15 protein-coding genes are annotated in these 13,466 nt (G+C 31.1%); all 15 read right to left on the bottom strand.

Annotation, left to right across the window (positions count from 1 at the left end; all coding sequences use genetic code 11):
* Positions 1–94: 94 nt before the first annotated feature.
* The 15 genes from ACGK9U_RS15885 to ACGK9U_RS15815 all read right to left on the bottom strand — a co-directional run bounded on the left by ACGK9U_RS15885 (position 95) and on the right by ACGK9U_RS15815 (position 13,303).
* Positions 95–808 (bottom strand): hypothetical protein, encoded by a 714-nt coding sequence (locus ACGK9U_RS15885; protein ID WP_394467534.1) that lies wholly within the window; start codon positions 806–808, stop codon positions 95–97.
* A 146-nt stretch (positions 809–954) separates the two neighbouring features.
* Positions 955–1,536, bottom strand: coding sequence for a hypothetical protein (locus ACGK9U_RS15880; RefSeq protein WP_394467532.1), 582 nt, complete (start codon positions 1,534–1,536; stop codon positions 955–957).
* A gap of 340 nt (positions 1,537–1,876) precedes the next feature.
* A complete protein-coding gene (locus tag ACGK9U_RS15875) occupies positions 1,877–2,092 on the bottom strand; it encodes a hypothetical protein (protein WP_394467531.1) in 216 nt (71 codons plus the stop codon).
* A 134-nt stretch (positions 2,093–2,226) separates the two neighbouring features.
* Positions 2,227–2,793, bottom strand: coding sequence for a hypothetical protein (locus ACGK9U_RS15870; protein ID WP_394467529.1), 567 nt, complete (start codon positions 2,791–2,793; stop codon positions 2,227–2,229).
* A gap of 225 nt (positions 2,794–3,018) precedes the next feature.
* Positions 3,019–3,543 (bottom strand): hypothetical protein, encoded by a 525-nt coding sequence (locus tag ACGK9U_RS15865; RefSeq protein ID WP_394467528.1) that lies wholly within the window; start codon positions 3,541–3,543, stop codon positions 3,019–3,021.
* Between the two features lie 146 nt (positions 3,544–3,689).
* Positions 3,690–4,475: a hypothetical protein gene (locus tag ACGK9U_RS15860; protein WP_394467527.1), complete on the bottom strand. Its 786-nt coding sequence runs from the start codon at positions 4,473–4,475 to the stop codon at positions 3,690–3,692.
* A 1-nt stretch (position 4,476) separates the two neighbouring features.
* The gene (locus ACGK9U_RS15855; RefSeq protein ID WP_394467526.1) at positions 4,477–4,686 is read right to left on the bottom strand and encodes a hypothetical protein; all 210 of its coding nucleotides are present in this window, start codon (positions 4,684–4,686) and stop codon (positions 4,477–4,479) included.
* 224 nt (positions 4,687–4,910) lie between these two features.
* On the bottom strand, positions 4,911–5,900 hold the full coding sequence (locus tag ACGK9U_RS15850; RefSeq protein WP_394467525.1) for a hypothetical protein: 990 nt from the start codon (positions 5,898–5,900) through the stop codon (positions 4,911–4,913).
* Positions 5,901–6,035: 135 nt separating this feature from the next.
* Positions 6,036–6,614 (bottom strand): hypothetical protein, encoded by a 579-nt coding sequence (locus tag ACGK9U_RS15845; RefSeq protein ID WP_394467524.1) that lies wholly within the window; start codon positions 6,612–6,614, stop codon positions 6,036–6,038.
* A gap of 276 nt (positions 6,615–6,890) precedes the next feature.
* Complete coding sequence (locus ACGK9U_RS15840) at positions 6,891–8,003, bottom strand: hypothetical protein (protein WP_394467523.1); 1,113 nt, start codon at positions 8,001–8,003, stop codon at positions 6,891–6,893.
* A gap of 1 nt (position 8,004) precedes the next feature.
* Complete coding sequence (locus ACGK9U_RS15835; protein WP_394467522.1) at positions 8,005–10,230, bottom strand: ATP-binding protein; 2,226 nt, start codon at positions 10,228–10,230, stop codon at positions 8,005–8,007.
* Complete coding sequence (locus ACGK9U_RS15830; RefSeq protein WP_394467521.1) at positions 10,227–11,459, bottom strand: DNA cytosine methyltransferase; 1,233 nt, start codon at positions 11,457–11,459, stop codon at positions 10,227–10,229. Before ACGK9U_RS15830 ends, ACGK9U_RS15835 begins: the two co-directional genes overlap by 4 nt.
* A gap of 2 nt (positions 11,460–11,461) precedes the next feature.
* Positions 11,462–11,704: a helix-turn-helix domain-containing protein gene (locus tag ACGK9U_RS15825; RefSeq protein ID WP_394467520.1), complete on the bottom strand. Its 243-nt coding sequence runs from the start codon at positions 11,702–11,704 to the stop codon at positions 11,462–11,464.
* Positions 11,705–12,006: 302 nt separating this feature from the next.
* Positions 12,007–12,741 (bottom strand): hypothetical protein, encoded by a 735-nt coding sequence (locus ACGK9U_RS15820; RefSeq protein WP_394467519.1) that lies wholly within the window; start codon positions 12,739–12,741, stop codon positions 12,007–12,009.
* Between the two features lie 151 nt (positions 12,742–12,892).
* On the bottom strand, positions 12,893–13,303 hold the full coding sequence (locus tag ACGK9U_RS15815; protein ID WP_394467518.1) for a hypothetical protein: 411 nt from the start codon (positions 13,301–13,303) through the stop codon (positions 12,893–12,895).
* Between the last annotated feature and the right edge of the window lie 163 nt (positions 13,304–13,466).

Below are 13,466 nucleotides of genomic sequence, written 5' to 3'. Positions count from 1 at the left end.
TCCATAAAAATACCCTCAAATAGTGTCTAACTTTTTGGGGGCACTTCAAAATCCGCGAGGATTTTCGTAAGTAGGCTTGCACTAGCAATTAATTTTATACGGTGTTGGCAACTGGCTTTTTATTCAGTCTGTTTATTATTTCTTCGTCTTGGAATGTTTTAATTCCGTTTTTATAATTGTTCAGGAAATACTCGTCATAACCAGTTTCATTTATTCTTTCAGCTATAATTTTTTCGTTTAACAAAGATTTCGGGTTGGGAACAGTCAATGTCGCTATCAGAAAATCAAATTCGTTCATTTCATCAGTCCACTCTATTTTTAGAAATCCGTTTTTGTCAATTATTTCAGGTTCTTTTTCAATAATGTAATCGGATGGATTGAAATTATAATCTGCATATATTTTTGTCCAACGTTCTTTTATAATTTCAAGATTTCTGGTTTTCTCAATCTTTGGATTTATTAAAAGTCCAACAGTTCCCCAATTTTTATTCAAAGATGGTCCTGATTCTTTCCATAGACCTTCAGCTCCAGCCATAGCAAAAGCTTGACTTTCTAAATTCCGTGCGTTTTTCAGTACTTCCTTAAATCTCAAAATATACGCATTTCCAAATTCCGTTTTTGGGTGATTTGACAAAATCATTGTATGTGTATTTCTCCGAGAACTTGATTCTCTTCCGTAACGAATTCGAGCTTTTATTGGAATTAGATTTTCTATAGATTCCAGATAAAGTTTTCTCCATTTAATTCGTTTGGGTTCGTTGTCCCAAAGTAATGAACCTATGATTATTGCTCCTCCTTTAAATTCCATCTATGTCGTTTTTCAGCTTGTTGCCAACGGTTTGGCTATGATTTCGGCGTGGAATCGTCCGCAGGACTATTCCGCAGAGAAATCAAGCTGGTTTTATGTTTTACTTTCGGTTTTTGCACTGTCGCCACGCTGAATTATAGCCGTTGTTACCCAACGTTTTTTATTCCACGTTTCTCAAGTTCAGCTTCGAATTCAAGTCGTTTTTTCTTATAACTTCTCCTTGCTTTATTGAACTGAACATTTTTCTCTTCCTCAATTAATTCCGCGATTACAAATTCAATTTCTTCATTCGTTAATTCGTTCGGGTTTTTGAAATGTAAGTCCGAATCAAATTCAGTCGGTTGAGCTTTTTCGTTTTCCAATTCACTAATCCGCTCAATTGGTTTTTCAGTTTCCACTTCGGTCAATTCATAGTCGGATTTTGGTAAATCTGATTTACCAATAATTTGCAAATAGTCATTTAAAATCCGTTTTTCCACAAAGATTTTTCCCTTACCAAATTTGTGTCGGTCAGACATATCTTTTTTAACTCCCGAAATCCAATATTCCTCTCCGCTTTCTATGTCAAAATAGTTTCCGCTAATTCCCATTCCGCTCAGGCTTTGAAATGCTTTTCCGTCAAAGTAAATTGTCTTTCCACTTTTTGAAAAAGAAACCATTCCAATCCAAGCTGGTCCATTATCTGAAAATCCACTTTTCAGTTCTAAATATTTAATTTCAGTTCGCATTTCTCAAATGTTGGGTAACGGTTACGTATAAGAATAGTGCGTAGTTTGAGTGCGAGGATTTTCCGAAGGAAAATCAGATGCAAGCAAACAAGCACTAACTTTAGATTTAGGAATAAATTTACGCATTATTTTTATACAATGTTGTAAATCAGTTGCGACACATTTGAGTAATCACGATTTATACCGTTATAATTTTTTCCGCTTGAGTGAAGTCCGACGCAACAGTTGCGTACAGCTTTGGTCAGTCAGATGTTTTTATATTTTAAATCCATTTAATTGCGCACAGTTCGATTTTTAGTCCGCTTAATACTCCGCAATATTTGTCAAAATCAAATTTCAATTATTTTCTAAATCTCTCCCAATTAATTTTATGCTTTAAAAACTTGTAAATAGGAGGAATTAAGATAATTAAAAACAGAGCTAATAAACCAATTTTTTCATTAAAAAAATAGGTCAACAAAGCATAAGGTAAGAATATCAAAAACGAACCAATTACAAGGGTTAAAATGATTTGTATAATTCCAATGAAAATTCCGATTAATTCTTTTATATCCATTTTCAGGAGCAATTGTTTACAACGGTCTAGTATAACCGTCAGTTACGGGTTAAATTAGCGATTATTTTCGGTTTAGCACAGACGTTAGCAATTCCGAGTGGATTCGGACGTAGTCGAATCCGCCGTAATTGCGGTTATACATTGTTGTGCAACGTATTTTTATTTTGTTTGTCAATTTCAATTGCTCTTTTATAAAAGTCTCTAAATTCATTTTTATCATATTTCGCTCTCATTCCAGAAAGAACATCTGTCAATCCTAAACTACACCAATCCCATAACATTGTGTCAAAATTGTACTTATACATTTGTTTTCCGACTTCAGCTCTAATTTGGTCAACTTCGTTTTCATTTATTCCGTTTTCTTTAAGCATTTCTAAAACTCTTTTCTCATTTTCTTGAGTAAATTCTGTGTCCAGATAAGGTTCCAAAATCCAATCCCAATTCCAGCTATGTTCGGTCAATTTTATGTTATTATTTTTCGCAAACTCTTTTAATTCTTCTTTTTTTTCTGCTGAAACGAAAATTATATCATTGTCAACATATATTTTACAAGTTCCGAAATCAATACTCATAGACTTAATTTCGTTTGAGTTAATTGTCTTATTAGGAAAGGCAACTGAAGGTTCAAATGGATAGTCAGAAATCTCAATTTCATTATCTGTAATTTTCGATTTTCCAATTCCGCACAATAGATTTTTCATTTCATATTCAGTCGAGTTGAAAAAAGCTCCTTTAGAAGTTTTGTTTTTTGTCGATTTGAATATGTTTTTTAGAAAGTTCACAGGGTTTGTCAATATGTTGCACAACGGTTGGTATATGGAAAGTTGCGTGTTTGAGTGCGAGGATTTTCCGAAGGAAAATCAGAAGCTAGCAAACGAGCAACTAACATTGGTTTAGCTAAAATTAGCAATTTTTTATATACGGTGTTACCACCAGTTTTTTATTTGATTCAGCGTTCCGATTATAAGTCCGACGATTCCTCCGAAATATGAGAAATTATGGATTTTCGCTACTTTGTTAAATTCCGCTTTATGTTCAATTTCAAATGGGAAATTATAATTTGTAATAATTTCCGAGGGATTTAATTCCGCAATTCCATATCCGATAAATCCGAATACAATTGTAATTGCAATAACGATAAGTATAGATTTCAGCGTTTTATTCAGTAAATTTTTTCCGTCGCTGTATTTCATTCCGACAATCCCAAGAATCAGTCCAGTTAAAAAACCAAACCACCAAGTTGAGAAAAATCCAACCCAAATCAGGGCGAAAGTCCAATTTCCGCTAAATTCTCTGGAATAATCATCTAAAATTGAAAAATTGAAAAAGGTCAGTTTTGTATAAAATTCAGGCGAAATTTTGGAAGTAATAAAATCGAGCGTAATTCCATAAATCACACTTATGATTATGGAAATTACTATGATTAATATTAAAGTTCCGGCTTTTTTCAAATTGGTGGTAACGTTGATGTATAAGATTAGTTGCGTGTTTTAAAAACCTAATTTAGCAAATACAAACCAAATAGAAAATCCGCAAGGATTTTCGTAAGCAAGCTTGCACTAGCAATTAATTTTATACGGTGTTGTGTGCAGGTTTATTATTCAATTAACCTTGTCTCAATTGCTATAATTTCACCTTGTTCATTATTAACAATGTCAGTAGCTATAAAACTTAAATTTAGGTTGATTATATTATCATATTTTAATACTAAAATATGACCTTCAACATCTATATAAGATTCTCTGGATTCAGATATTTCTCTTCTTTTAACTCCTTTTAGATAAATTAAATCAAGACTTCCTTCTTTTGATAATTCATAGTCTACTAAAATTCCATTATATAAAATTGCCTTACCTGCTATATTAACTAATGCAACTACATATGTTAAATCTGTATCTTGAATAGAGTCTCTTGATAATTCAATTTGAGAGCGACCCAGAGAGATAAACTTTGCGGTCAAAAGGTAATGCCAGACGTTGTGAAATCGTAAATAAGGAAATCTTGTATCTAAATTTAGTTTAAGTACTAAATTATTAAATAAAAGCCCGAAACAAAAGGCTATTAAACTCATTAAAGAATTAAATAAAATGATTTCATATTTAAATGTTTCTACATTTTCTATTGAATTTTCAACTATTTCTTTATTTGAAGAAAGTAATCCTAAAAGAGTTTTGAAATCATATTCGTAACCAAATGGAATAGAAATAAGAAGACCGATTGTAAAATATAAAATTATTGTAGGTAGAAGTGTATTAGCAAGTAAACCGAAAAAATCTTGAACAGTATATTGAGATGAAAATTCTCCTGAAAAATATGATTTATTAAATAAAATTCCAGGAATTAATAAGATTAAAATAACAACTCCCGCTAAAGCAATATTCATTTTATTTTGCTAATGCTGAAATACGTTCAGCTGTATTTTTTGAAATATCTACACGAATAGTTTTACCAGTAGAAGCCTCACGAACCGCAGCAAGAATTTTTTCCACTTCTTTGCTACTTAAAAGAATTTTACCTGTTTTACTTCCAACAGGAATTACTGAACCAGTAAATTTTCTAGTAGCAGAACGAGTTATATTTCCTTTTCTTCGCATTTTTTTAAATCTTTATTAGATTAAATATACAACAATATTTATTCCAAATTACATTTTTTTTCAATATTTGATTTTTTTCAACTTGCACACAACGGTTAGGCTATGAGTAGTTGCGTGGATTAGCACTTAACTTTACAAGTACACACCAAGTTGGAAATTCTGCAGGAATTTTCAAAGTAGGCGAGAACAAGCAATTACTTATAGCCATTGTTGTAACACGTTTTTTATTCAAATATTTTTTCTTCAAGTTCTCCTTTTTCGTAGGCTTTATAATACTTTTTTGTTTTAGAACTCAAAGGAACATTATTTTTCTCATCTCCGATAAATTCCAATAATATTTTGGCTCCGCCAAGTTGAACTTCTTTAACGTCTTCTTGTTCGCTATATTTTTGTCCGTCTTTTGGTTTGCACTCTAATATTCGGTTATGATTTAATTTTTGGTCTAATCCATAATTTATCATTGCTACTGCATAAAGATATTGCTGTTTGTTTTCGTTGGTTAATGAGTCGAAAAACTTTCCGAAAGTTGGAATTCCCATTCCGATATCTTTGTTCATCCAAAATCCAACAATTTGAGCAGCTGATTTAAATTCAGTTCCATTTGGATAAACTGGATTTGAAAATATGTACTGACTTGCATCGAAAATCAAATTTTCATAGTCTTCATATTTTGGGTTTTCATCATTTTTCATTTTTTCTAAAGAAACCGAAAAGAGTTCGTTTGATGAAGAAGGAAAAGTGAATGAAGTCCAAAGTCTTGATTTAACGATTTTGCCATTAAATTTTCCGGGTTTGAATTCGATTGAGTTAAGTGCTTCTTTAATGAGTTCGCTTGTTGATTCCGAATTTGGATATGAACTTACAGTTACATTTTCAACCTGTGAATCCTCTGTAACTGTTAAATAAATATAAACATTGCCTTTAAATTCAATGTTCGATGGAATTTTAGGGTAAATAAAGTTTCTCAAATTTTTTTCGGCACAAGCAATTTGTTCTTTTTCCGAAAGTCCAGAATCACAATCATTTACAAATGGCAACTCGGTCAAAACTGCATAATGATAAATTCCTTCTTTTTCTTGTTTAAACGGCTTTACTTTATATCCTCTTTCAGCTGTTTTATCGGCATCTAAAAAATGTCCTTTCGGTATTTGCCCAATTCCAATAAATGGAATTAGAAGTAAAAGAGTCAGAATGTTTAATTTGTTTTTCTTCATTTTGTTGATTTGGTCAAATGTGTTACAACGGTTTTGTGTATGATTAGTGGCGTGTTTAAGCACCTAATTTAGCAAACGAAAACCGAATAGAAAATCCGCGAGGAGTTTCGTAAATAGGAGAGAACTAGCCATTAATTATACACATTGTTGTAAAACGTTTTTTATTCTATTTACTCCAAAATGAATTCCACTTATAATTAGAATAAAAATTACTGTTTTAATTGTCAATCCAATTATTATTTCTCCAAATGATAAATTCAGACTCCAACTGCTCGGAAGAAAATCTCTATGAAATGATTTTATGATTATTACTATCCGCTCAAATGATAAAAGGAAAAGAATGCTCAAAATAATTCTAAAAATTAGTGATTTTTTTAAGGGTTTAATCCAAAGTAGTTGAGTCAATAAAAGCCAAAATAACGTTTGAAGCCAATAACCATACCAATAAGGTCCTGTCAGTCGTTGATTAAAAGCGATTTTGTCCATTTCATTGTCAATTTGATTATAGCTCAAAAACAGTCCTGTCAGCCATAAAATTCCGTAAGTAATTCCCGCAAAGATTGTAAATCGGACAGCAGTATTGTCAAAATTATTTAAGAATTCTTTTTTGTCCGAGAATCTGCGAAATAAGAAAAAGACTATTGAGTAAAGTCCAAATCCGATTATAATATCAACTCTGATTAATTCGGTTAAATTTCTTATAGTTTCAATCAATTTTCAATGTTTGGTTAAATGTTTTACAACGGTTAGTATATGAAAAGTAGGCGATTTCGAAGCACTGAATTTTCAGTTAAGCACCAACTTTGATACGAGCCAAAAGCCTTGGTTTTACTACTGATTCGCCTATTTTTTATATACATTGTTACCTGCTGGCTTTTATTTTCCGTTCAGTTTGTAGCGTTGGCAGAAGACATACTCTTTTGCAATTTTGGGCGTAGCATTGGCTGAAGCGAATTGCGAATGTGTATGGCTTTGAGCGTTGGCTTTTCACTACTCAAATAATGATTCAAATACTTCATTGGAATCAAAATCAGGCGAACCTTGTCTTGAATAATAATAAGAAAATCGTGCTACAACATCTTTAGTAAAACTGCCGTTAATTGAAGCAACCCTAGCATAATTATCATTAAAATCCTTAACTCTTAAGGAATGTAGCTTTTGAAAATTTATTAATCCTCCATCAATATTTTTATACTTAGGCAAAAAGTGATATTTATTCGAATATGCGTTGTGAATTAGCTTTCGTAAAATTTGTTCGGCATCTTCCAATTGTTCTTTTTCCACTTTTCCCTTTTTTAGAATCCCAATTTTTTCTCCTGCAATTGTATTCTTTATTGGTTCAATTGCTACGAGTAAAATATCCTTTGCTTTTCCTTGAGCTAAATCACAAGAAGGTGTTAGTACAACATGATTCAAAGAGTCATTAGTATTTTGAACAATATCTCCAGTAAATACGTGTGGTTTTATTACTGGTGTAATATAAATTTCAGAAGGATGGTAATTTTCAAATTCAGAATCTTCCGTAATCTCTAAATATTCTTGCAAGTGTAATAGAGTATATCTAAGTAAAGATTTTTGTTTTTCTTCAGGACTCCTTTTTTTGTCATCAGTCCATAAGTCTAATGAACTGGATAAATGGTTCCAAAATATATCATTAATATAGCTTTCTATTGTTCCTTTACGATTTAATATTTCCGTAATACCAGTATTGTAAATAGCGACAATTTCTTCAATAAAATCGAAATCATCATCTCTATTGCGTACTTTGAAGAAAGAGGTTTCTTCACTAAGAGATGGGTCAATATTGTGTGATGTACCAGAAATAACAAAAACAGGAAACCTCAAATTGTTCTTTACTTCTCGAATCACTTCATTTCCTGAACTGTCACTACCTCCTGATTGTTTTAAATCTAAATCAATAACAGCTCCGTCAAAAACGTTATCGGAATTTTTAAGCATATCAATAGCTTGGTCTTTATCCGAAAGAATTGTTACCTCAATTTTAATGTCAGAATTTGTTTTGTTGTAAGAGTCTATATCTCTAGTATATATTGCAATAACGTTTGAATCGTCTTCGACAATTAGTAAATTTAGTTCCTTCATATTATTTGTTGATTTCAATCTGAAAATAGGCTCCTTCTGTACTCTTTCTTGCAGAAAGTTCGCCATTTAATCTATCGATAGATTCTCCAGCAATTGCCAAACCTAAGCCTGTCCCATTAATTTTTTTCGAATAACCAGGCTCAAATATTGCACCTGATTCTATTTCTAAATTTGATAGTCCAGGTCCAGAGTCTTTATAATCAATAATTACAGAGTTGTTATTTTCCAATACATCAATTTTTATTTCTTTAGTTTTGGACTTTGAGATAGAAAGCCAATAAACACTATTTTCAATTAGATTAGTCAAAGCGATATATAAGTCTTCAGACCAGCCATATATTTCTATATTCTTGTTTCCCATAACCGTGAATTTTATATTCTTATCTTCTAAATGGGATTTAAAAACATCTTTACTTTCATTAATAACTTGAACTACAGGGAAGTTGCTTTTCTTGTCTCGTTTTTGCTTTGCAAGAGGTGAAATTCTTTTAAAAAGATTTGAAATGAATTTGCTATTTACTTTAAAACCATTGATGCTTTGTGTTAATTCATCTAGGTTTTCTTCATCTTTTGTTGCTCTATAAAATTTTAAATAACGTTCCATCACTTTAGTTTCGGAATTAAAAAACTGTAATGGCTTACGACCCTCGTGAAGAATGAAATTAACAATCTTGCCTAAAGTAGCTTGACCTTGATAAATTGCTATTGTTTTTTCAATTTCTTCTTTTAACTCTAATTTTTTCTCTTCTTCTTTTGTTAAAATTGTGTCAATTTCATCAATCGCTTTTTTATCAATTTTGAATTCTGAAAGCCTTTTACCTATCGTTGTCTTAACTTCTGCTAAACTGAATAAAGAATTTATGGTGTCTTGTACTTTGGTTTGTTTACCTCTGCTTTTTTCGCTTTTAATTCTATAAGCTAATCTTCTAGTTTCTAGTTCGAATAAGGCTTTCTGAGCAAGCTCCTTTAAACCAAAATAATACTCGTTTTCTTTTAATCCATCTCTTGCGCTTTTCTCTTCAAGTCCGGATTTTTCTTCTGATTGTATAGTAACAAAACCAACAATTTGATTATTACTGATTTTTAAAGTAAAGTTTTGTATTCTATCTTTATCTAAATCCAACCAATCTATTCCACCATTTCCATAAGGTCTAATTCGGAAAAAGTTTTTATAAACATTAACACCATAAACTTCATCAAGCAACCTTTTTGCTTGCCTTTTTCCCATTAGATTTTTTGATACAGGGTTTATTAGACCTTTATTTATCAAATTGTCAATTGCTTCTGGCTCTCTATCAAAAACCCTGAAATCGACTTTCATTGTACCACAATACTTGTTATTACCAGTTACTTCGAAAGTTGTAGAAATTTTTTCTTTTTGTAGAACTTCTGGATTTACATTGTTTTCAAATAATAGGCTTGCTTTTCCTTCCTCTGAAATGGTTCCTGAAATACGGTAATCGTAAAATTGAATAATTGGATAAGTATCAATTTTTATGTTCTCATCTATTTCTGGAAATGGTGAGTTTTCAAACGATAAATTAATTTTGAATTCATCATCAATTGATTCTTCAAAAGGTGAAATGAGTTTTCGTAACTCATTAATTAACTGTTCTAAAGTGTCTCTATTCCAATAGGATAATTTAGAATCAATTTTTTCAACAGCTTCCTCTAATCCCTCATCATTTAATATTATTTCTTCATACTTTTCATCTTTGGCGATAATTAGTATTTCTGTGCCAGATGGCTCGTTTGTTTTGTTCTTATCAACAAGAATTTCTATATTTTCTAAATAATCATCTGTTTTGAAAATTCTCCAATCGATAACAGTCTCTGATTTTTCTCCATTTTCATCAACAGTCGAAAGTGTCATTTCTTGTCCTAGAATTGAAGCAGCAAATCGACCAATTCCTTTTCTTCCTTGAAGAATTCTTGTTCCATTTTTACTGATTTTTCTATTGAGTTTATCATTAGTTGCTGGAACAAGCCATTTATTTATAACTGTGTCAAAATCCATTCCGTGACCATTATCTCTAATGGATATAAACAAGGCTTTTTCTTTTTCTATTTCTGCATATTTAAATACTATGTCAACGTTAGTTGCATCTGCGTCATAAGAGTTTTTAACGAGTTCAACCAATGCAGCATAGGAATCGCCAATTAAATCACTTCCAATGGTGTGAATTAATCTAGCTGCTGGTCTTATTTTGTGAGTTGTATCACTCATTGTAGCTGTGCTTTAATTTGTTTTGCAATTTCTTTTGCCATCAAAGGTGGGACTGCATTTCCTATTTGTCTAAAAGCAGCACTTCTGCCACCTTCAAAAAAGAAGTCGTCTGGAAATGATTGAATCCTTGCAGCTTCTCTGACTGAAATCGACCTTATTTGCCTATTATCTGGGTAGATATAATGGTGACCATCTTTTGCTATATGAGCAACCATTGTGTGAGAAAGCCCATTAATATCGACAACTTTGTATCTGTCAATAAATGATTTTTCGTTTTTATGAGTTTTGAGTTCAGTCGGTAAATCAGGATACTTTAATCTTTCTGATTTTTTCAACCACTTGTTTATAGCAATTTTGTAAATGTCTAAATCTCTTTCATTGTGAGGTCTAGCTATATGTTGAGTAACAAAGTCAACTCCATTTCTTAATTCAAATCTTTCAAGATATGCCGTTGTAGGTTTAGCATAATTTGTGACATTTTTTTGGTCTCCGGGTTTTAGTTTTTTTAAATCGGATAGAATTTGACTTATTGTATATTTCTCGTTGATTTTGTCAAATTTTGGGTATTTAAAATCAGTGCCTTTTTGCCAACCTATTAAAATAATTCTTCTTCTTTTTTGTAATACTCCGAAATGCTCTGATTTTTGAATTGTATAATCTAATTCATAACCAATACGTTTAAAATATGCTTGCATATTTTTAAAATAACTTCCCTTTTCAGCAGTTATTAATCCCATAACATTCTCAAAGACAAATACTTTTGGTTCGTATTTTTTAAGGAATTTTGCGTATTCCTTATAGAGAAAATTTCGAGGGTCATTTTTCATACCATTTTTGTCCCTTGACCTTCCGACAAGGGAGTAGGCTTGACAAGGTGGTCCACCGACAATTAAGTCAACTTGTTTTCCATTGACTAGTTTGTCTATTTTTTTAAAAATTATTTTGTTATTATCACCGCCAATTGGAATATTTATAACAGAATCGGAAAGTTCAGAATTGCCAAAGTCTTTTATAAACTCTTCTCTGGTCATTTTTTCCGAAATGTAATCGTAATATTTTTCTGTTTTATTTTCAGAATTTAATTTATGATATATCAAACGAGTTTCTAAAGTGTCACAAGCATTTTTGTCTATTTCTACGTGAGCAATAGGCTTGAAACCTGCCTTTATAAAACCTTCAGACAAACCACCTGCACCTGAAAATAAATCTATGAAATTAAGATTTTCCATAATTATTTATTCAGTTTTAAATGTCCATAAACTTTTTCAAGAATCTCATTTGGGTCAGCATCAATCGCCTTAGAGATTAGATATAATTCTTCTGCTTTAAGATTTGTATCTTCTTTCGTACTGAGATTACTAAGGCGTGATTTTCTAATACCTGTTTTTCGTGCAACTTCAGCCTTATTTATTGATTTGTCAGTAAGATACTTACCAAGAAAAGTCATATTTTCTGTATTAAGTTTGTTCTTCAAAAGTATACAAAAGTTCCGATTTAACCAATTATTGTAACTCAAAATATAACTACTGGTTCAAATCGAGCTATTCAGAGGTGGTAAAAGGCAAGCTCTTTTTATTTTGTGAGGTACGAGCAAAATGAAATGTGCTTGACTGTGCGCTGGCATTTTTTCAGCTTGCAGGTAACGTTTGGTATATGGAAAGTTGCGTGTTTGTGTGCGAGGATTTTCCGAAGGAAAATCAGAAGCTAGCAAACGGGCAACTAACTTTGGTTTAGCTAAAACAAGCAATTTTTTATATACTGTGTTGGCATTAGTTTTTATTCTTTTTGTCCAAACCAATTCAAATTATTTTCATAATCGGTTTGTTTATTTTTATAAGTTCTGAAAATCCGCTCAATTGAAGTTCTTTTAAGTTGGTCTTTAATTGAGTCCATTTGAGATTCAGTTATATTTTTGTCAGCAATCAAGTTAAATCTTAAGAATGGTTTTAATTCTTCTCGTGAGTTTTCTTTAAAGTCAGCTACTTCTTTTTCCAAGTTTTTTAAGTCAGATGTGAAATCGGTTTTTACAATTAAATTGTTATCTGAAAAACCTGCATAAATATTAAAAACCAAATTATTAGGGAAACTTAAAGGGATTAATTCATTCTCTTTTATTGGTAAATCAATTTCGATACCGATATTTTTTTGGAAAAAGGCATAAGTACTTTTGGCTTTCATTAGTTCAGGGAGTTGAATTATAGTGTCTCCTAGAATTTTGAGGGTAAGTAATTCGTTTGATTTATCTAATTTATAAGAATAAGTTAATTGCTTTTTATCAGTAAATCCGTTTATGTGAGTTAATTGAATTTTGTCTTTATTAACTTCCCATTGTGTGAATTCTTTACCAAGTTTATCATAAATAATAAGCGAGTCATTATAAAATTGAAACTCTATAAATCCATAGTTGTTATCACTATTTGAGTACCAATTTCCAATTAAGTTTTCTTTCTGTTTTGTAGAAGAACAACTAAATAGGAAAACTAATAAAATGTATGTTAAAATGTTCTTCATTCAAATTAATGCCAACGTTTGGTATATGGAAAGTTGTGTGTTTGTGTGCGAGGATTTTCCGAAGGAAAATCAGAAGCTAGCAAACAAAGCAACTAACATTGGTTTAGCTAAAACTAGCAATTTTTTTTATACGGTGTTGTAAAACGTTTTTTTATTCATTGTTTAATTTAGTCCACAAAGAATATGCTCCGAGAAAAAGTCCGATTGGAATGCAAATAGCAAATAGACCATAATATTCCTTTTGAGAAATCACGTTTGAAACAAAGAAATAAGTTATAGTAAAAGAGGCTACAATTCCAAATACAGAAAATAACTTTAGCATAATTCCGCCGCCAACATTATTAAATTTATTATTCATTCGTATTCGAGATGTGTCTCCATAAATATTTGAAAAGAATAAATAAAGCATATGATATCCGACATTAATTGCTATCAGAGCAAAAATCCGTTCTTTTAGGTCAATATCAGTCAAAAAAATCACAAGAAGAATGCTAAAAATAAAATTTACATATCCGAAAATTTTATAGTATTTTTTTATGTCAGTTTGATTGATTATTTCCATTTAGATTTCGTTTCGAAAATGTTTTACAACGTGTTTGTATATGGTTTGTTGCGTGGTTAAGCACGTAATTTAGCAAATAAAAACCAAATAGAAAATGGACTGCCCCCAAAACCTTAGACAAATTTATAATTAATTTTGACAATAATGAGCTCGATATTCAATA

Source organism: Mariniflexile sp. HNIBRBA6329 (assembly GCF_043558645.1).
GTDB lineage: Bacteria > Bacteroidota > Bacteroidia > Flavobacteriales > Flavobacteriaceae > Mariniflexile.
The sequence above is the reverse complement of the archived record's forward strand: the minus strand, read 5'-3'. Positions and strand labels throughout refer to the sequence as shown.